Origin of the sequence: Sulfitobacter sp. SBS6 (assembly GCF_048285585.1) — a bacterium.
Taxonomy (GTDB): Bacteria; Pseudomonadota; Alphaproteobacteria; order Rhodobacterales; family Rhodobacteraceae; genus Sulfitobacter; species Sulfitobacter pontiacus.
In genome coordinates, this window is sequence record NZ_JBLWBA010000006.1 from 141,827 (window position 1) to 159,720 (window position 17,894).

Sequence of the window (17,894 nt, forward strand, 5' to 3'; positions counted from 1 at the left end):
TTTTTAGGTTTACGACGTTGCGTGAAAACCCGAGCGCCCTTGCGCCTGCCCCCTGCTGCCGACAGCATGCCGCCAATGATGATCCATTTCATAAGGGAGAGCAGAATGGACCTACAGGGAAAACACGCGCTGATCACGGGCGGCGGCACCGGCATCGGGCTGGACATCGCGCGGGATCTGGCCGCACGGGGCGCACATGTGACCATCACAGGCCGCCGCCAAGAGGTGCTGGACGAGGTCGCAGGCGATAACATGACCGGCATGGCAATGGATGTGCGCAGTGAGGAAGACGTGGTCGCCAAGATCGCCGCCGCCGTCAAAGCCCACGGTCCGATCCAGATCTGCATCCCCAACGCCGGCATCGCCGAGGGTAAGGCCGTGCATAAGACCGACATGGAATTCTGGCGCAATATGATGTCGACCAATCTCGACGGTGCTTTTCTGACCATCCGCGAATCGTTGAAAACCATGCGCGATACCGACTGGGGCCGCGTCATCGCGATCTCTTCGATGGCGGGCCTGAAGGGGCTGCCCGGGGCGGCGGCCTATTCGGCGTCGAAACACGGGATGATCGGTTTGGTCAAATCGCTGGCGGCGGATTATTTGGGGCAACCCTATACGTTCAACGCGATCTGCCCCGGCTATGTCGACACGCCCATCGTGTCGCGCAATACGGCGTCGATCTCGGAACGTGCTGGTATCTCGGAAGAAAAAGCGCGCGCGATCATGGTCAACTCCAACCCGCACAAGCGTCTGATCGAGGTGTCCGAGGTCACAGCCGCGGCCGCATGGCTGACCGGTCCGGGGTCGCAAAGCATCAATGGCCAATGCATCCAGGTCACCGGCGGCGAGATGTAATCGCCCATCGGTCATGATTTGTTAATTGTGGGGCGGCTAAGGTCGCCCCATGCACAAGATCACATACCCGATAGCCCCGCCCCCAAATGCCGTCGCTTTTCACAGCTGTCGCAAACGGCGCCCCCAGCACGCGGGCAAACCACGCGCAGCGCAGCCAAGATCTGCCGCGCCGCCGGATTTCCTCTGGCAGAAGATCGACACGCTGACCGCCCGCTATCTAGCAAGATCAGGCCCACTGCATTTGCCGCGCATCACGCTGTCGGGGTAACCTGTCAGGCGGATTTCAACATCCGCTGATGCTTGCTGTCCGCCCAGGCCTGCGCCGCCGCACCAAAGCGTTCGAACAGGGGACGCGACACCGGATCATTGCCCGCGTCCCATTCGGGGTGCCACTGCACGGCAAGGGTGAACCCCGGCGCGTCCTTGATATATATCGCCTCTGGCGTGCCGTCTTCGGCAAAACCGTCGATCACCACACGCGGACCCGCTGCCTTGATCCCCTGCCCGTGCAAGGTATTCGTCCGCACCTTCGGGGCCCCCAAGACCTCGTGGAAGACGCCCCCTTGGGTAAAGGTCACATCGTGGCGCAGCTCGAACTTCTGCTCCATCGTGCCATCGGGTGGCATACGGTGGTTCATACGGCCGGGTAGCTCACGGATTTCGGGGTAAAGCGTGCCACCCATGGCGACATTCACCTCTTGGAACCCCCGGCAGACGCCAAAGAACGGCTGCCCGCGTTCAACGCAGGCGCGTACCAGCCCCAGGGCGATAGCGTCGCGTGCACGGTCAAAGGTACCATGCGCCTCGGTCGCGGGTTCGCCGTATTCCTCGGGGTGCACATTGGGCCGCCCGCCGGTCAGCAAAAAGCCGTCGCAGGTCTCCAACAGCTCTTCCACCGACACAAGCGACGGGTCGCTCGGGATGATCAGGGGCAAACAGCCAGACACCTGCGCTACGGCGATGGTGTTCATCGTGCCGGCGGCGTGGATCGGATATTGATCGTTCAACAGGCTGGTGTTTCCGACAATACCAACAACAGGACGCGCCATATTCAGCCTCAGAGTTTGATTTCGCTCAAAGCCTACCGCGTCCTCAATCCGACCTCAACACCCCAAAGCGGGCGTTATTCCTCGCCTTTCAGCCCTGCTGCTTCGATCCCTGCCAGCGCTGCCTTGACGTCGTTGTCCGAGGTATCCCCCGTCACGCCCAGCGCGCCAATCACCGCGCCGGCGTCATCGCGCAGCAGCAAGCCGCCGGGCACAGGCACCACCGCCCCGCCGTACACACCGTTCACTGCCGCCATGAAATAGGCCTGCTGTTCGGCCCGCGCCATCTGCGCGCGCCCTGCCATCCCCAGCATCACCGCACCATAGGCCTTGCCGTGGGCGATCCCGAAACGCCCCGGTGCGGCACCATCTTCCCGCTCGAAGGCTTGCACGTGGCCGCCCGCATCAAGCACCACTGCCGACAAGGGCTTCAGCCCCAGCTCATGCCCCTTCTTGAACGTCTCGGCGATCATCGTCCGCGCCTGCTCTAATGTGACTGCCATGCTATCCTCACTATTCCTTCATTTTGCCAACTAAACTCCGGGGAGCGCGAGGGGCTGGCCCCCCGCCCTTTCCGAAACTTCAAACTCAGCCCTGCGCGGCTTTCAGCTCCAACCGGCGGGCATGCAGGACAGGTTCGGTATAACCCGAAGGCTGCGCGCGCCCTTTCAACACCAGATCGCTGGCTGCCTGAAACGCGATGCCGTCAAAACCCGGTGCCATAGGCTGATACAGCGGATCGCCCGCATTCTGCCGATCCACAACAGCGGCCATCTTCTTGAGAGCCGCCGTGACCTGCTCTTCCGAGATCACCCCGTGGTGCAGCCAGTTCGCCAGCGCCTGAGCCGAGATGCGGCAGGTCGCGCGGTCTTCCATCAGGCCGACGTCATGGATGTCTGGCACCTTCGAGCACCCCACACCCTGATCGACCCATCGCACAACATAGCCAAGGATACCTTGGGCGTTGTTCTCAACCTCCTGCGCGATATCCGCGTCCGACAGGTTCCTCCCGTCCAGGACCGGAATGGTCAGCAAATCGGCCAGTGTGCCACGGGCCCCACCCTGTTTGATCTCGTCCTGACGCGCCAGCACGTCGATTTTGTGGTAGTGCATCGCGTGCAGTGTGGCGGCCGTGGGCGATGGCACCCAAGCGCAGTTCGCACCCGCCTTGGGGTGACCGATCTTGGCCTCCAGCATTGCCTCCATCATATCGGGCATCGCCCACATGCCCTTGCCGATCTGTGCACGTCCCTGCAGGCCGCAGGCCAGACCGATATCAACGTTGCGATCCTCATAGGCGCTGATCCAGGGGGCGTTTTTCATCTCGCCCTTGGGCACCATCGGCCCTGCCTCCATAGAGGTGTGGATCTCGTCGCCGGTACGATCAAGGAAGCCGGTGTTGATAAAGGCCACGCGCGATTTGGCCGCGCGGATACATTCCGCCAGGTTGACCGAGGTGCGGCGCTCTTCATCCATGATGCCCAGCTTGACCGTATTGGCAGGCAGACCCAGCACGGTTTCCACGCGGGTAAATATCTCATCGGCAAAGGCCACTTCCTCGGGCCCGTGCATCTTGGGCTTTACCACATAGACCGATCCCGCGACCGAGTTGCGCAGGCCCCCGGTCTTCTGCAGATCGTGCATCGCGATCAGCGTGGTGACCATGGCATCCATCAGCCCTTCGCCAATCTCGCGCCCGTCGCGGTCCAGAATGGCAGGGTTGGTCATCAGGTGGCCGACATTGCGCACCAGCATCAGCGACCGCCCCTTGATCGTCAGCGCGCTGCCGTCTGGCGCGGTATAGTCGCGATCCCCGTGCATCTCGCGCGTGACCTGCTGGCCGCCCTTCTCGAAGGTTTCCGACAGATCGCCTTTCATCAGCCCCAACCAGTTACCATAGGCCACGACCTTGTCCTCGGCGTCCACGGCGGCAACGCTGTCTTCACAATCCATGATCGTGGACATCGCGGATTCCAGCAGCACATCCGCCACGCCTGCCGGATCGGTCTTGCCGATGTTATGCGCGGCGTCGATCCGGATCTCGATGTGCAGCCCGTTGTTGCGCAGCAAGATCGCCTCGGGCGTGTCTGCGTCCCCACGGTAGCCGACAAACTGCGCCCGATCTTTCAACGCAGGTGTCAGCGCGCCGTCAACCACGGCATACCCCGTTACGTCCGCGTGACTGCCAGAGCCAAGCGGGGCCGCGTCATCCAGAAACGCCTTGGCCTGCGCCATGACCCGTGCACCACGGTCCGCATCGTATCCCTTGCCCTGCGGCAGATCACCCAAAGCGTCGGTGCCGTAATAGGCGTCATACAGGCTGCCCCACCGCGCATTGGCGGCGTTCAGGGCAAAACGGGCGTTGGTGATCGGCACCACCAGCTGCGGGCCAGGCACCTGAGCGATTTCAGGGTCGACGCCTTTCGTATCAATCTCGAACGCGGGGCCTTCGGGCACCAGATACCCGATCTCGCGCAGAAAGCTTGTGTAGGCGTCCGCATCATGAGGCTGGCCGGCCCGTTCCTTGTGCCAGCTGTCGATCTTGGCCTGCATATCTTCACGGGTCTGCAACAGCGCGCGGTTTTTGGGGCCAAGGTCATGTACCAAATCGCTGAGCCCCGCCCAGAACGTTCCCGCATCGATGCCGGTGTTGGGCAGTGCTGCACCCTCGATAAAATCAACCAGTTCGGCGGCAACCTGAAGGCCGTTCTTGTCGGTACGCTGTGTCATCTCATAGCTCCTGTCGCTCGCGTGGAATTTGCTTTGCGACAAGACTTAGAAGGTATCCCCCCGTGGAGCAACATGTATTGGTAAAAACATCTTACCAATGCAGCCCCTACCGAGCGCCAACTGCCCCCCGTGCCCTGCGGCATCGGTCAGAGCAGTATTTCACCGTCTCCCAATCGCGCGCCCATTTGCGCCGCCAGCTAAAGGGCAGCCCGCAGCTATGGCATATCTTGGTCGGCAGATCTGTTTTCTTGCGCATTTTCGCCATTGCGCCTTACCCCCCGGATGATCCCTATCATCATAAAAAACGGCAGACCTTCTCGCCAAGGCCTGCCGTCCAAATCATTAAATCTTCAATCGTTAAAAGCGCTTATAAAACTCAGTTGCTTTCGTTTGTCCCCGGTGCGACGGGATCAACAGGCGCTGCGTTGGTATCGTCCGCCTGTGTTGCGCCGCTTGTGTCTTCCTCGGTCACCGCGGGGACGGTGCTGTCAGTGGTGATGGCCTGCGTGCCTTCTTCGGCAGCGGGTTGACGGTCTTCGCGACCGTTGTCGATCAGGATGAAGCCAAGAATGGCGACGATCACGATGCCGAAAATCATCGCGCCTTTGACGCCAAGCAGCGCGGGTTTGTGCTGTTTCTCTTGTTTGTCGATATTTGTGTCGGGTGCAGACATGATGCCCTCCGATGGGTTCGGTGAAAGTTGATCTTCTCGGGTGGCGACCTTGCAGGTGCCGTGTTGCAAGACTAACTTGAGCGCTGGACATCTGGTTCCAAACAGAAGGAAAAAACATGCGCGACGCTGCCCCCCAGACGATATATCTGGCCGACTACACGCCTTATGGCTTTATCATCGACGATGTCGCGCTGCATTTCGATCTGGACCCGCGCAAGACCCGTGTCAAAAGCCGTATCTCCTTTCGCCCCAACCCCGATGCAAGCGACCACACGTTCTTTCTGCACGGGGAGAACCTGTCGCTTGTCTCGGCCACGATTGATGGCACGCCCGTCTCGCCCGAGGTGACACCCCAGGGGCTGACCTGCGCTGTGCCAAACGCGCCCTTCGTCTGGGAAGCGGAGGTAGAGATCGACCCGATCGGCAATACCGCGCTTGAGGGGCTTTATATGTCGAACGGCATGTATTGCACCCAATGCGAGGCGGAAGGCTTTCGCAAGATCACCTATTACCCCGACCGCCCCGATGTGATGGCGGTGTTTACCGTGACCATCAACGGACCACATCCGGTATTGCTATCCAACGGCAACCCCGTCAGCAGCGGCAAGGATACCGCCGAATGGCATGATCCCTGGCCCAAGCCTGCCTACCTGTTTGCTCTGGTCGCGGGCGATCTGGTCGCACACCCCGGCAGCTTCACCACGAAATCCGGCCGCAAGGTTGACCTGAACCTCTATGTGCGCCCCGGTGACGAAGGCAAATGCGCTTTTGGGATGCAGGCGCTGAAAGACAGTATGAAATGGGACGAGGACGTTTATGGTCGTGAATACGATCTTGATCTGTTCAACATCGTTGCCGTGGATGACTTCAACATGGGCGCGATGGAGAATAAGGGGTTGAACATCTTCAACTCCTCCGCCGTTCTCGCGTCGCCCGAAACCTCGACCGATATGAACTTTGAACGGATCGAGGCGATTATCGCGCATGAGTATTTCCACAACTGGACCGGCAACCGCATCACCTGCCGTGATTGGTTTCAGCTGTGCCTGAAGGAAGGGCTGACGGTCTATCGCGACAGCCAGTTTACCTCTGACATGCGCTCTGCCGCGGTGAAACGGATCGATGATGTGATCGACCTGCGCGCCCGCCAGTTCCCCGAGGACCAAGGCCCGCTGGCCCACCCCGTGCGCCCTGAAAGCTTTCAGGAAATCAACAACTTCTACACCGCCACGGTCTATGAAAAAGGGGCCGAGGTAATTGGCATGCTCAAGCTGCTGGTCGGGGACGCGGCGTATTCAAAAGCGCTTGACCTCTATTTCGATCGCCACGACGGGCAGGCTTGTACCATCGAAGACTGGCTACAGGTGTTCGAGGATACCACAGGCCGCGATCTGGGGCAGTTCAAGCGCTGGTATTCCCAAGCGGGCACGCCGCAGCTGTCGGTCACAGAAAGCTGGGACCACGGTACATTGACGTTGCATTTCAAGCAGCACACCCCCGCCAGCGCGGCCACCGCCGACCCGCAGCCCTATGTGCTGCCGATCGCTGTCGGGCTGATCGGTCAGGACGGGGACGAGGTGCACGAGACCACGGTGCTGGAAATGACGCAGGCCGAACAAAGCTTTGTCTTTGACGATCTGGGGACGCGCCCTGTGGCATCCGTGCTGCGCGGCTTTTCGGCGCCGGTGGTGCTGACCCAAGACCTGTCGGACGCAGACCGCGCGCATCTACTGGCTCATGACACCGATCCGTTCAACCGTTGGGAACAGGGGCGCATGCTGGCCTATGGGTCGCTGCTTGGGATGATCCGAGAGGGCAAGGCCCCGAACAAGGATTGGCTGGCCGGTATCCGCGCGGTAATCGGGGATGAAACCCTTGATCCGGCGTATCGCGCGCTGATGCTGGGGCTGCCGTCGCAATCCGATCTGGCGCGCGCGCTGTCAGAGGCAGGCGACACCCCCGACCCCGACATCATCTATGCCGCGACCGAGGCGACCCGCGCCGCGATGGCCGACGCCTTTGCCGATCTGTTGCCGACGCTTTATCGCCGTCACACCGTCGACGCCCCGTTCGAGCCAAACGCGAAACAGGCGGGCAAGCGCGCCTTGTCCAATGCCGCCCTGTCACTGCTGACGCGCAATGACGACGGCGTGCTTGCGCAAGAGCAATATGACGCGGCTGACAATATGACCCAGCAGCTTTCCGCGCTGGCCAATCTGGTCCGCGCCGGTCGCGGCAACAAGGCTGTGGAGGCCTTCGAGGCACAGTGGAAAGCGGACCGTCTGGTCATGGACAAGTGGTTCGGCCTGCAGGTGATGGAAGCCGACCCCGAAGACGCCCACGAGGTGGTCGAGACGCTGACCAAACACCCTGACTTCAACTGGAAGAACCCCAACCGCTTCCGCGCTGTGCTGGGGGCCTTTGCTGCGCATCACGCGGGCTTCCACCATGCTTCGGGGGCGGGCTATCGTCTGCTTGCCGATTGGCTGATCCAGCTTGATCCGGTGAACCCGCAGACCACTGCGCGGATGTGTTCGGCCTTCCAGACATGGAAACGCTATGACACTGACCGTCAGAACATGATCAAGGGAGAGCTGGACCGCATCCTGTCGCAACCCGGCCTGTCGCGTGACACGACCGAAATGCTGACACGTATCCGCGGTGCATGATGCCGCCGAAGGTGTCCCGTCGCGGGGCACCTTCCACCACCGGCGTGCGGGTCGCAGCCTTTGGACGGCTTTGGTGGTCGCGGCTGTCTGGCTGGCGCTGGTCACGGCCTATGTCGTGATCGAGGCGTCCCCGGTGATACTGGCGATCGTCGCCCTCTTCACCCTGCCCGCGCTATGGGAACTTGCGACGAACCCCATCGCTTGGCTGAGCCTCACCCCGCAAGCGCTGGTCTGGCAGCGGCGCAAGGATAAGGTCACGATCCCGCTCGACACCATCGACCACATCCGCCTTGATACGCGGCTGGACCTCTCTGTACGCGCGACGGTGGTGCTGCGGTCGGGGCAGCGGTTGCGTATCCCCCCCGATACCATGCCCCCGCACCGCCCGTTCGAGCACGCGCTGCACGCCGCTGGCGTCCCCACGCAGCGGCACCACTTTAGCCTGCGCGGCTAGGCCGGCCACGGGCGGCGCGTTCAGGATCGCGTTCAGGGGCGCGGCTTGGGGCGCGTCGCATCCAGTGGTTTGCAATAGGCTTGCTGCTTCAGCCAGCGCGACATGTCCCGACGTTTCGCAGGGCTGCGCAACGGGCCCCAATCCGCCGCGACACCACGCCCGCCGCGACCATAGATCACCCCGTCACGGGGCACGGTGACCGCCATGATCCGCACCGCACAGCTCAGGTTCGCGGCCCCGTTCTGCAACCCCGCGCCCGTGCCGACGTTGCAGCCATAGCCGCGCGCGGTGGCAGGCAGGATCTGAAGCAACCCGTACCACAGACCGCCCCCCCCGACCGCGCGGGCCTTATAGGTGCTTTCGTGTTTCGCCAGCGCCGACATGAACCCGACCCAGAACGCCCTGCGGTCCGCGTCCGAGGCGGTGGGATAGGCCGGGCACCAGTCGTTGATGTCGGCGGGCACCATATCAACCAGGGGCTTGCCGTGGGACTTGAGCGCAGACAGCGCCGTGCGCGTCCAGACCGCATGCCCGCGCCGGTGCTGCCACCTTGTGCGCGGGATCACCCCGTTGCGCGCAGGCGGCGAGACCTCGTAAAGATTGATCGGCGCGGCGGTCGCAAGGTCGGGGCCCGCTGTGCCATCCTCTCCGGGCACTGCGGGCGCGGGTTCGATCGGCGCGGCGGCGGTCGGCGGCGTGGTGTCAGGATCAGGCACCGCGCTGCGGGCCACCGGGCGCAGGACATTCACCGTCTCGGCCGCCAACGGCAGCGCCACGCCACCGGACAGTAGCGCGACCATCACCGGCGCGAGAATCACCCGCCCCAGACCACCGCGCCGCATGCCGCTGCGGCGTGCTGTTATCTTTGCTGACATTCCTACTCCCCCAGTCGTATTCGCGCACAACATAGCGTGTTCCGCGCCATCGTCGCCGGTCTTTGAACAATCAGGCATTATTCAGCCTTAAAGCCGCGTTCAGACGCTTGGCAAATCCCAGACTAACCATCGCGATGCCATCTTGGTGCCTAAATATCCCGCCATTTTCAGTGGCAGAAGACGGGTTCATATAGGACTGGACAAACGATGCGGCACCTCAAGAATTTATTCAAACGCAAAAGCGTTCCGACGCTGCTGTTGGATTCTGATGATCTTGGCCAAACGCCGCGCAAGCAAGAACCCCGCCCGCAGCCTCAGAAAACCGCGCAAACCGCCGTGCCGCGCCCTGATGCTGTACCGCCTTCGCCTCATGAAATGCTCAGCATCGACTGCCCTGATCCCACTGCCGAGGACCGTCTTTGCGATGAAAACCACCAGTTGGGCCAAGGCTTGGTGCGGCAGGAGAACTGGGCGGCGCTGTCGAAGGTGATCCGCGCGGCAGACGCTGATAGCACGCTCACCCCCGGGTCCATGCCTGTGGCCGAGCTGATCGCCTATGGTGCCCGCGCCGATGTGGTGATGGCGACAGAGCACGCGATCGAGGACGTGGACAGCGGCTTTGCCAAAGCCTTGCTGAGCGGGATCGAGGATTTCGAACATGTGCTGGACGAGCACCAAGACGATTACGTCGTCGCCTGCGTCGTGGCACAGGCCCATATCGACATCGGCTGGGCGTGGCGCGGCAAAGGCGAAAGCAACGTGCTGCCGCAACGCAACCGCGACGCCTGCATCGCCCACTTCGAACGCGCCGGAGAGATCATCACCCCCTTCATTGCCCAGCATCCCACCAGCGCGCTTGTCGCGGCCACCTGCTGCGCCCATGCGAGCGGGCCGTTCAACCACCAAGGCGGGCTGCGCGAAAGCTACGAAAAGCTGATCATGCTCAACCCGCTGAACCCGCGCCCCATGCGCGCCTTGGGCAACCACCTGCTGCCGCGCCATCACGGCGGCTATTCAGAGCTTGAGCTTGAAGCCCGACGCACCGCCGCGCGGGTACAGAATGTCTGGGGGGCCGGCGGCTATACCTGGGTGATGTTTGACGCGATCTGCTCTGATGATACGGCCTGCGCCAATCTGGACGTTGACTATTTCATCGACGGCTTGCGCGACATCCTTGCCCATCACTCCACCGCCTATTTCGCGAACCTGCTGGCGGCCTATTGCGCCAATATGACCAGCTTTGGCGGCGGCGGAAACGAACGCGCCGACAGCATTCGCGCCCGTATCGGTGCCTGCACCGAATGGATCATCCGTGCACATCTGACAGAATTGCATCCGATGATTTGGGCCCATGCCGCCCACGGCTTTGACAACAACCTGCGCATCCGGTCGCCGCATAAATTCGCCGCGTCGGGCCGCGAGGATGCGATGCAGGTGATGACCAGCCTGTTCCGGTCCGAGCTCGCCTCGGGGCAGCGGATCGTGTTCACCAGCAAGGGGCCACAGGCCACGCCTGCCTAAGATCGCCTTTGGGCAGCACCTCTTGGCTGGTCCGTGCGCGCATTGGCGCGGCCTGCCTCTTGCAGCACCCCGCCCCCTGTCTTATGACCAAGGCGTTCTGTTTCTGACGCCAAAGGTGCCCCCATGCTTGACCTGACCTATGACACCCCCAAAGTGCGCACCATTGCGGGTGCCAAACATGACTGGGAACTGGTCATCGGGATGGAGGTGCACGCGCAGGTTCTGTCGAACGCAAAGCTCTTTTCCGCCGCCTCGACCAAATTCGGGGCCGAGCCGAACAATAACGTCGCTTTCGTTGACGCGGCCATGCCCGGCATGCTGCCTACCATCAACGAATACTGTGTCGAACAGGCCGTGCGCACGGGTCTGGGCCTGAAGGCCGAGATCAACCTGCACAGCGCCTTTGACCGCAAGAACTATTTCTACCCCGACCTGCCACAGGGCTACCAGATCTCGCAGCTCTACCACCCCATTGTGGGCGAAGGTGAAGTGCTGGTGGAACTGGGCGACGGCACGGCGCGGCTGGTGCGCGTTGAACGCATCCACCTTGAACAGGACGCGGGCAAATCGATCCACGACATGGACCCGAACATGTCCTTCGTCGACCTGAACCGCACCGGTGTTGCGCTGATGGAGATCGTGAGCCGCCCCGACATCCGCGGCCCCGAAGAGGCAGCCGCCTATCTGACCAAACTGCGCCAGATCCTGCGCTATCTGGGGACGTGCAACGGCGACATGCAATCCGGTGCCATGCGCGCGGATGTGAACGTGTCGATCTGCCTGCCCGGTCAGTACGAAAAATATCAGGAAACGCAGGATTTCAGCCATCTGGGCACGCGCTGCGAGATCAAGAATATGAACTCCATGCGGTTCATCCAGCAAGCGATCGAGGTCGAGGCGAAACGCCAGATTGCCATCGTCGAGGCCGGTGGCGAAGTGGTGCAGGAAACCCGCCTGTTCGATCCGGACAAGCAGGAAACCCGCTCCATGCGCTCAAAGGAAGAGGCGCATGACTATCGCTATTTCCCCGACCCCGATCTGTTGCCTTTGGTGATCGAACAGGCGTGGGTGGACGACATCGGTGCCAACCTGCCGGAATTGCCTGACGCCAAGAAAGCACGTTTCATCAACGACTTCGGCCTAAGCGACTATGACGCCTCGGTGCTGACCTCGGATCTGGACAGCGCAGGCTATTTCGAGGCGACCGCACAGGGTCGCGACGGCAAGATGGCGGCGAACTGGGTGATTAACGAACTGTTTGGCCGTCTTAAGAAAGACGAGAAAGCCATCACCGACAGCCCCGTCAGCCCTGCTCAGCTTGGCGGTGTGATTGATCTGATCGCGTCTGACGCGATTTCGGGCAAGATCGCCAAGGATCTGTTTGAAATCGTCTATACCGAAGGCGGCGATCCTGCGGTGATCGTTGAAGAGCGCGGGATGAAGCAGGTCACAGACACCAGCGCGATCGAGGCCGCCGTGGACGAGATCATCGCCGCGAACCCCGATCAGGTCGCCAAGGCGCGCGAGAACCCAAAGCTCGCCGGTTGGTTCGTCGGTCAGACGATGAAGGCCACGGGCGGCAAGGCGAACCCCAAAGCGGTCAACCAGATCGTCGCGCAAAAACTGAACGGCTAAGACATCGGGCCGGGGTTTACCAAAACCCCGGCCCTTTTCTTGCCATGCTCCCCCTCCGACATCCTGTGAAAGGTCATTTATGGACACGCCCTTCCGGTCATCGCCGCGCATCGTTCAGCCCGAATGGATCGACTTTAACGGTCACCTGAACATGGCCTATTATTCGGTACTTATGGATAACGCCGTCGATGATGCCTACCACCAGATCGGGTTCGGACCAGAGTATCAGAAGACCGGCCACACCACCTATGTCGCCGAATTCCACATCTGCTATCTGCGCGAGCTGCACGAAGGGGCGTCGACCTATTGCACCTTCCAACTGCTCGACTTTGATGAAAAACGTTTCCATTCCTTCACGCAGCTTTGGCACGAAGACGGATGGCTTGCCGCCACGGGCGAGGCGCTGACGCTGCACATTGACCAGTCCGGCCCCCGTGTGGCCCCCATGCCCGCCGACCTCATGGCGCGGCTTGAGGCGATGAAAACGGCCCATGCCAGCTTGCCTTATCCTGAACAGGCGGGCCGCAAGATTGGTCTGAAACGCTGAGTGTATCCCGTTGCCCACCCCCGTATTGATTTGAAAGCCAGCCGTCATGCCACGCTATGAATACAAAGTTGTGCCCGCCCCGACCAAAGGGTTGAAAGCCAAGAACATCAAAGGGGCGGAAGCGCGTTTTTCCCATGCGCTGCAAGAGCTTATGAACGGTCTTTCAGGGTATGGATGGGAATATCAACGGGCCGAGACCCTGCCGTCGATCGAACGCGCGGGCCTGACCGGCAGCACGACAGAGTGGCGCAATGTGCTGGTGTTTCGCCGCCTCCGCGCGGCCGAGCCCGAGGACGAAGCCGTCACTACAGAGCTGCTTCCCCCGCCGCAGCCCGACACGCCCGACATGCCCAAGCCCGAAGCTGAAACCACCCAAGCAGAGGACGCAGGCGACGCGCCCTATTTCGAGGATGAGCATGGCGAAACGAAAGACGACGGCAAGACCGCCGTGGTGGCCCCGTCCCTGCTGAACGCGCTGGCGTCGCGCCGTAAATCAACCACCGTGAAAACGCGCGCCAAGCCAATCGCCACAGCCGCAGAGACCGCCCCGAAGACCGAGGCAGACACCACGGCCCCCGAAACGGAAACGGCAAAGACGGATAAGACGGCAGACTAGCCGCAAACCGTGACGCAGGGCTTAAACGTCGAGATCCAGCGCCAGCGCGTGAATGCGGCCAATCAGATCGGGGCCAAGCGCGCCATGCACGGCACGATGCCGCGCAACACGGTTCAGCCCCTTGAAATGGGCCGACCGGATTTTCACATTAAAATGACTTTCGCCGCCCTCGCGATAGCCCCCGTGGCCGCGATGGCTTTCACTATCGTCAACGACGCTTAATTCCGACGGGGCGAACGCCTCTTCCAGCCGGTCGGCAATTTCTTGTGTCACTGACATTTTTTAGCTCAGCCCCCCTTCAATCTCACAGCCCAAGGTCTAAACTGACCGGCCTGAGTCGGAAAGGTCCATATCATGCCCAAAAGTGATCCCTTTGGATTCGACATGTCCGTGTCGTCTTCGAAAAAGAAAAATCCCCGTGGTCGTCGCGGGATGTCCGGTGCGTCCGAGACATCGCAACGCGTCTGTTCGCACGAAGGCTGCGAAGAACCGGGCAAGTACCGCGCGCCCAAAGCACCGGACGTGCTGGATGATTATTTCTGGTTCTGCCAGAAACACGTGCGCGAATATAACCTCAAGTGGAACTTCTTTGACGGCACCACAGAAGCCGAATTGAACGCCCAGCAGTCAAAGGACAAAGTGTGGGAGCGTACGACCAAGCCCCTTGGCGACCCCGAACAGCGGGCCTGGGCGCGTTTGGGCATTGAGGACCCGCATCAGGTTCTGGGCAAAAACGCGACGCAGAACCCCGGCAAAGGGCCTGCCGCCGGTCGCCGCCTGCCCCCCACGGAACGCCGCGCGCTCGAAATTCTGGAAGCCAAGGACACCTGGACCAAACCCGAAGTACGCAAGGCCTATAAGGCGCTCATCAAGGTGCTCCACCCCGATATGAACGGCGGGGACCGCAGCCAGGAAGAGCAGCTTCAGCTCGTCGTCTGGGCCTGGGACCAGCTGAAGGGCAGCCGCAACTTCAAGGACTGACGCCGCGGCATTGCGGTGGGCCGAGGGCATCGGCAACCGCCTGTGATGGGGCAGAAAAGCCATAGGGATGGGGCGGTGCAGACAAATGCGCCGCCCCTTTTCCATGTGACACAGGGATTCGCGGTTTTGCCGCAGGTGCGAATTGCCCCTTTCCCTCGCGCTCAGGAAAGATATGTTGCCGTGGACGCCACCCTTGATCCGCAAGCGGTGCGCAAGACAGAAGCATGAAGGACGTACAGAATATGGCCGAGACCTCATTGGACCTCACAACCAAACCCACCAAAGAGATCTCCGTTCGCGAAGTCTTTGGCATCGACACCGACATGGTGGTGCATGGCTTTGAAGAACGTACAAGCCGCGTTCCCGATCTGGACAGCACATATAAATTCGATCCCGACACCACGATGGCGATCCTTGCGGGGTTCAACCATAACCGCCGCGTGATGGTTCAGGGCTACCACGGGACGGGTAAGTCCACTCACATCGAACAGGTGGCAAGCCTGCTGAACTGGCCCTGTGTCCGCGTCAACCTTGATAGTCACATCAGCCGGATCGACCTGATCGGGAAAGACGCGATCAAGCTGAAAGACGGCAAGCAGGTCACGGATTTTCAGGAAGGCATCCTGCCTTGGGCCCTGCGCAACCCCACAGCAATCGTGTTTGATGAATATGACGCAGGCCGCGCCGATGTGATGTTCGTGATCCAGCGCGTGCTGGAAGTCGACGGCAAGCTGACGTTGCTGGACCAGAACCAGGTGATCGAACCCCACCCCTATTTCCGCATCTTCGCGACCGCGAACACGGTGGGTCTGGGCGACACCACGGGTCTTTACCACGGCACACAGCAGATCAACCAGGGCCAGATGGACCGTTGGTCGCTGGTGGCGACGTTGAACTATCTGAGCATCGACGCCGAAACTCAGATCGTTCTGTCGAAGAACCCGCATTACAACACCGAAAAAGGCCGCAAGACGATCAAACAGATGGTCACCGTCGCCGACCTGACGCGCACCGCCTTCATGAATGGCGAACTCTCGACCGTTATGTCGCCGCGGACCGTGATTGCCTGGGCCCAGAACGCCGAGATTTTCCGCGACGTGGGCTATGCCTTCCGCCTGTCGTTCCTCAACAAATGTGACGAGCTGGAACGCCAGACCGTGGCCGAATTCTATCAGCGTCTGTTCGACGAAGAGCTACCGGAATCCGCCGCCAGCCTGAGCCTTGGCTAAGCTACGATCCACCCCGTGCCCGCGTTGGCAGGGATGAAGAACAAGACGTCTACCGGCAGCTTGATCGGTGGGCGACAGTCTGACCGCAGCGCCCCGTTTCGTGTGGCCGCGGTGACCAAAGCCGCAGGTCGGCCGCACTCGGATGGGAGAATGACATGAGCAAACAATCAGATAACCCCGCCGACGCGTTCAAAAAGGCTTTGGCCGAAGCGACCAAGGTCATGTCGAACGATCCTGACCTCACGGTCAGTTATTCCGTTGACCCGTCGGGGCTGAGCGGGGATTCCATGCGCCTGCCTCAGGTCAGTCGTCGCATGACCCGCGAGGAAGTCCTGCTGGCCCGCGGCACCGCCGACGCGCTGGCGCTGAACCGGCGCTATCACAACGGCCAGACCCACGCGAAATACATGCCCGCTGGTGACATGGCCCGCGATCTTTATGAAGCGATGGAGACCGCCCGCTGCGAAGCCGTAGGTGCCCGCGACATGCCCGGCACCGCGGGCAATATCGACGCGAAGATCAAATACGACTCCCTGCGCAAGGGCTATGATCAGGCCAAGCAACCCTCGGACGTGCCTTTGGCGACGGCGGCAGGCTATCTGGTGCGCCATCTGGCGACGGGGCGTGACATGCCCGCCGGTGCCGCCAACGCAATGGAACTGTGGCGCGGCTATATCGAGGATCAGGCCGGTGGCACGCTCGAGACGTTGAACGACACGCTGGATGATCAGGCCGCCTTTGCCCGCTTTGCGCGCAAGATGATCGTTGATCTTGGCTATGGCGATCAGCTGGGCGATGACCCCGACCAAGGCGACGACGACCAAGACAGCGCCGAGGAAGAAGGCACCGAAGAAGAGCAAGAGCCCGATAGCACCGGTCAGGACGATCAGGACGACGACGAGGCAGAAGCCTCACCCGAGCAGTCGCAAGAGCAGCAGCAGGATGAATCCCAGGCGCAGGTGTCGATGGATGACACTGCCGATCAGGAGCTTGGCGAAGAGGCCGAGATGCCCGATGGCGACGCCCCGATGGAGCCGCCCGCCCCGCCACAAGCCTCGGACGCGGACCCGAATTATCTGGTGTACCAGACCGATCATGACGAGGTGATCGGGGCCGAAGACCTTGCCGAACCGGCAGAACTTGAACGCCTGCGCGCCTATCTGGACCAGCAGCTTGAACCGCTGAAAGGCGCGGTCAGCCGTCTGGCCAACAAGCTGCAACGTCGCTTGCAGGCGCAGCAGAACCGGTCGTGGGAATTCGATCTGGAGGAAGGCACGCTGGATGCCGGTCGTCTGGCCCGTGTCGTGGCCAACCCCACAACGCCGCTGTCATTCAAGGTCGAACAGGACACCGAATTCCGCGACACCTGTGTGACCTTGCTGCTGGATAACTCCGGCTCGATGCGCGGGCGGCCGATTTCCATCGCCGCGATCTGCGCCGATGTTCTGGCCCGCACGCTGGAGCGTTGCAACGTTAAGGTCGAGATCCTGGGCTTTACCACCCGCGCTTGGAAAGGCGGCCAAGCCCGCGAGGCCTGGTTGAACGACGGCCGTCCGGTCCAGCCGGGTCGTCTGAATGACCTGCGCCATATCATCTATAAATCCGCCGACGCCCCCTGGCGGCGCACGCGGCCCAATCTGGGTCTGATGATGAAAGAAGGCTTGCTGAAAGAGAACATCGACGGGGAGGCGCTGGAATGGGCGCACCGCCGGATGATCGCCCGCCACGAGGCGCGCAAGATCCTGATGGTGATCAGCGACGGTGCGCCTGTGGATGACAGCACCCTGTCGGTGAACCCAGCGAATTATCTGGAAAAACACCTGCGCGACGTGATCGCCATGGTCGAGAAACGCAAGGCGGTGGAACTGCTGGCCATCGGCATCGGCCACGACGTCACCCGCTATTATGACCGCGCCGTTACGATCACCGATGTGGACCAGCTGGCCGGTGCGATGACCGAACAGCTGGCTGCGCTGTTTGATACCGATCCCCGTGCGCGGGCCCGTGTCATGGGCATGCGCCGCGCAAGCTGAGGGTCAGGGACGCTCCGCGGGGAGTTT

At 61.6% G+C, this 17,894-nt stretch carries 17 protein-coding genes; 10 read left to right on the top strand and 7 right to left on the bottom strand.

Going from position 1 to position 17,894, the window contains the following annotated elements; genetic code table 11:
• Nucleotides 1–105 precede the first annotated feature (105 nt).
• Entirely contained in the window at nt 106–858 is a 753-nt protein-coding gene (locus ACNQ62_RS09590; protein ID WP_005854063.1) for an SDR family NAD(P)-dependent oxidoreductase, read from the top strand.
• Nucleotides 859–1,130: 272 nt separating this feature from the next.
• Here ACNQ62_RS09590 and ACNQ62_RS09595 read toward each other — a convergent pair whose 3' ends face one another.
• The 5 genes from ACNQ62_RS09595 to ACNQ62_RS09615 form a co-directional block, all read right to left on the bottom strand.
• Complete coding sequence (locus ACNQ62_RS09595; protein WP_005854066.1) at nt 1,131–1,907, bottom strand: gamma-glutamyl-gamma-aminobutyrate hydrolase family protein; 777 nt, start codon at nt 1,905–1,907, stop codon at nt 1,131–1,133.
• 74 nt (nt 1,908–1,981) lie between these two features.
• Nucleotides 1,982–2,407, bottom strand: a complete 426-nt coding sequence (locus tag ACNQ62_RS09600; protein WP_037944495.1) for a GlcG/HbpS family heme-binding protein — start codon at nt 2,405–2,407, stop codon at nt 1,982–1,984.
• An 85-nt stretch (nt 2,408–2,492) separates the two neighbouring features.
• Nucleotides 2,493–4,634, bottom strand: coding sequence for a malate synthase G (locus ACNQ62_RS09605; RefSeq protein WP_418094774.1), 2,142 nt, complete (start codon nt 4,632–4,634; stop codon nt 2,493–2,495).
• A gap of 106 nt (nt 4,635–4,740) precedes the next feature.
• Nucleotides 4,741–4,899, bottom strand: coding sequence for a DUF2256 domain-containing protein (locus ACNQ62_RS09610; protein WP_081781251.1), 159 nt, complete (start codon nt 4,897–4,899; stop codon nt 4,741–4,743).
• 111 nt (nt 4,900–5,010) lie between these two features.
• On the bottom strand, nt 5,011–5,307 hold the full coding sequence (locus tag ACNQ62_RS09615; protein WP_037944497.1) for a hypothetical protein: 297 nt from the start codon (nt 5,305–5,307) through the stop codon (nt 5,011–5,013).
• Between the two features lie 116 nt (nt 5,308–5,423).
• On the opposite strand from ACNQ62_RS09615, the gene pepN reads away from it, so the two are divergent.
• Nucleotides 5,424–7,976, top strand: coding sequence for an aminopeptidase N (gene pepN, locus ACNQ62_RS09620; protein ID WP_418094775.1), 2,553 nt, complete (start codon nt 5,424–5,426; stop codon nt 7,974–7,976).
• The gene (locus ACNQ62_RS09625; protein ID WP_418094776.1) at nt 7,969–8,430 is read left to right on the top strand and encodes a hypothetical protein; all 462 of its coding nucleotides are present in this window, start codon (nt 7,969–7,971) and stop codon (nt 8,428–8,430) included. Before pepN ends, ACNQ62_RS09625 begins: the two co-directional genes overlap by 8 nt.
• A gap of 32 nt (nt 8,431–8,462) precedes the next feature.
• On the opposite strand, the gene ACNQ62_RS09630 is transcribed toward ACNQ62_RS09625, so the two are convergent.
• Complete coding sequence (locus ACNQ62_RS09630) at nt 8,463–9,305, bottom strand: transglycosylase SLT domain-containing protein (RefSeq protein ID WP_418094777.1); 843 nt, start codon at nt 9,303–9,305, stop codon at nt 8,463–8,465.
• A gap of 207 nt (nt 9,306–9,512) precedes the next feature.
• Between ACNQ62_RS09630 and ACNQ62_RS09635 the strand changes: the two genes are divergently transcribed.
• From ACNQ62_RS09635 to ACNQ62_RS09650, 4 genes are all read left to right on the top strand, one after another.
• Nucleotides 9,513–10,826: a hypothetical protein gene (locus ACNQ62_RS09635; protein WP_418094778.1), complete on the top strand. Its 1,314-nt coding sequence runs from the start codon at nt 9,513–9,515 to the stop codon at nt 10,824–10,826.
• Nucleotides 10,827–10,949: 123 nt separating this feature from the next.
• Nucleotides 10,950–12,461 carry an Asp-tRNA(Asn)/Glu-tRNA(Gln) amidotransferase subunit GatB gene (gatB, locus tag ACNQ62_RS09640; protein WP_005854083.1) on the top strand — a complete coding sequence of 504 codons (1,512 nt, stop codon included), beginning with the start codon at nt 10,950–10,952 and terminating at the stop codon, nt 12,459–12,461.
• A 79-nt stretch (nt 12,462–12,540) separates the two neighbouring features.
• Complete coding sequence (locus tag ACNQ62_RS09645) at nt 12,541–13,008, top strand: thioesterase family protein (protein WP_064215581.1); 468 nt, start codon at nt 12,541–12,543, stop codon at nt 13,006–13,008.
• Between the two features lie 46 nt (nt 13,009–13,054).
• Nucleotides 13,055–13,624, top strand: coding sequence for a hypothetical protein (locus tag ACNQ62_RS09650; protein WP_418094779.1), 570 nt, complete (start codon nt 13,055–13,057; stop codon nt 13,622–13,624).
• A gap of 21 nt (nt 13,625–13,645) precedes the next feature.
• Here the strand turns inward: ACNQ62_RS09650 and ACNQ62_RS09655 are convergent, their stop codons facing one another.
• Complete coding sequence (locus tag ACNQ62_RS09655) at nt 13,646–13,903, bottom strand: BolA family protein (protein WP_005854089.1); 258 nt, start codon at nt 13,901–13,903, stop codon at nt 13,646–13,648.
• Nucleotides 13,904–13,978: 75 nt separating this feature from the next.
• On the opposite strand from ACNQ62_RS09655, the gene ACNQ62_RS09660 reads away from it, so the two are divergent.
• The 3 genes from ACNQ62_RS09660 to cobT all read left to right on the top strand — a co-directional run bounded on the left by ACNQ62_RS09660 (nt 13,979) and on the right by cobT (nt 17,867).
• Nucleotides 13,979–14,605, top strand: coding sequence for a J domain-containing protein (locus ACNQ62_RS09660; RefSeq protein WP_037944505.1), 627 nt, complete (start codon nt 13,979–13,981; stop codon nt 14,603–14,605).
• A gap of 242 nt (nt 14,606–14,847) precedes the next feature.
• Nucleotides 14,848–15,834 carry a cobaltochelatase subunit CobS gene (gene cobS, locus ACNQ62_RS09665; protein WP_005854093.1) on the top strand — a complete coding sequence of 329 codons (987 nt, stop codon included), beginning with the start codon at nt 14,848–14,850 and terminating at the stop codon, nt 15,832–15,834.
• Nucleotides 15,835–15,989: 155 nt separating this feature from the next.
• Nucleotides 15,990–17,867, top strand: a complete 1,878-nt coding sequence (cobT, locus tag ACNQ62_RS09670; protein ID WP_037944506.1) for a cobaltochelatase subunit CobT — start codon at nt 15,990–15,992, stop codon at nt 17,865–17,867.
• Nucleotides 17,868–17,894 lie beyond the last annotated feature (27 nt).

Bases quoted from the DNA above. Each gene is read 5' to 3' on its own strand.
- ACNQ62_RS09610 (WP_081781251.1), bottom strand. From the start codon at position 4,899: ATGGCGAAAATGCGCAAGAAAACAGATCTGCCGACCAAGATATGCCAT.
- cobS (WP_005854093.1), top strand. From the start codon at position 14,848: ATGGCCGAGACCTCATTGGACCTCACAACCAAACCCACCAAAGAGATC.
- cobT (WP_037944506.1), top strand. From the start codon at position 15,990: ATGAGCAAACAATCAGATAACCCCGCCGACGCGTTCAAAAAGGCTTTG.
- gatB (WP_005854083.1), top strand. From the start codon at position 10,950: ATGCTTGACCTGACCTATGACACCCCCAAAGTGCGCACCATTGCGGGT.
- ACNQ62_RS09595 (WP_005854066.1), bottom strand. From the start codon at position 1,907: ATGGCGCGTCCTGTTGTTGGTATTGTCGGAAACACCAGCCTGTTGAAC.
- ACNQ62_RS09605 (WP_418094774.1), bottom strand. From the start codon at position 4,634: ATGACACAGCGTACCGACAAGAACGGCCTTCAGGTTGCCGCCGAACTG.
- ACNQ62_RS09645 (WP_064215581.1), top strand. From the start codon at position 12,541: ATGGACACGCCCTTCCGGTCATCGCCGCGCATCGTTCAGCCCGAATGG.
- ACNQ62_RS09615 (WP_037944497.1), bottom strand. From the start codon at position 5,307: ATGTCTGCACCCGACACAAATATCGACAAACAAGAGAAACAGCACAAA.
- ACNQ62_RS09660 (WP_037944505.1), top strand. From the start codon at position 13,979: ATGCCCAAAAGTGATCCCTTTGGATTCGACATGTCCGTGTCGTCTTCG.
- ACNQ62_RS09650 (WP_418094779.1), top strand. From the start codon at position 13,055: ATGCCACGCTATGAATACAAAGTTGTGCCCGCCCCGACCAAAGGGTTG.
- ACNQ62_RS09655 (WP_005854089.1), bottom strand. From the start codon at position 13,903: ATGTCAGTGACACAAGAAATTGCCGACCGGCTGGAAGAGGCGTTCGCC.
- ACNQ62_RS09590 (WP_005854063.1), top strand. From the start codon at position 106: ATGGACCTACAGGGAAAACACGCGCTGATCACGGGCGGCGGCACCGGC.
- ACNQ62_RS09635 (WP_418094778.1), top strand. From the start codon at position 9,513: ATGCGGCACCTCAAGAATTTATTCAAACGCAAAAGCGTTCCGACGCTG.
- ACNQ62_RS09600 (WP_037944495.1), bottom strand. From the start codon at position 2,407: ATGGCAGTCACATTAGAGCAGGCGCGGACGATGATCGCCGAGACGTTC.
- pepN (WP_418094775.1), top strand. From the start codon at position 5,424: ATGCGCGACGCTGCCCCCCAGACGATATATCTGGCCGACTACACGCCT.
- ACNQ62_RS09630 (WP_418094777.1), bottom strand. From the start codon at position 9,305: ATGTCAGCAAAGATAACAGCACGCCGCAGCGGCATGCGGCGCGGTGGT.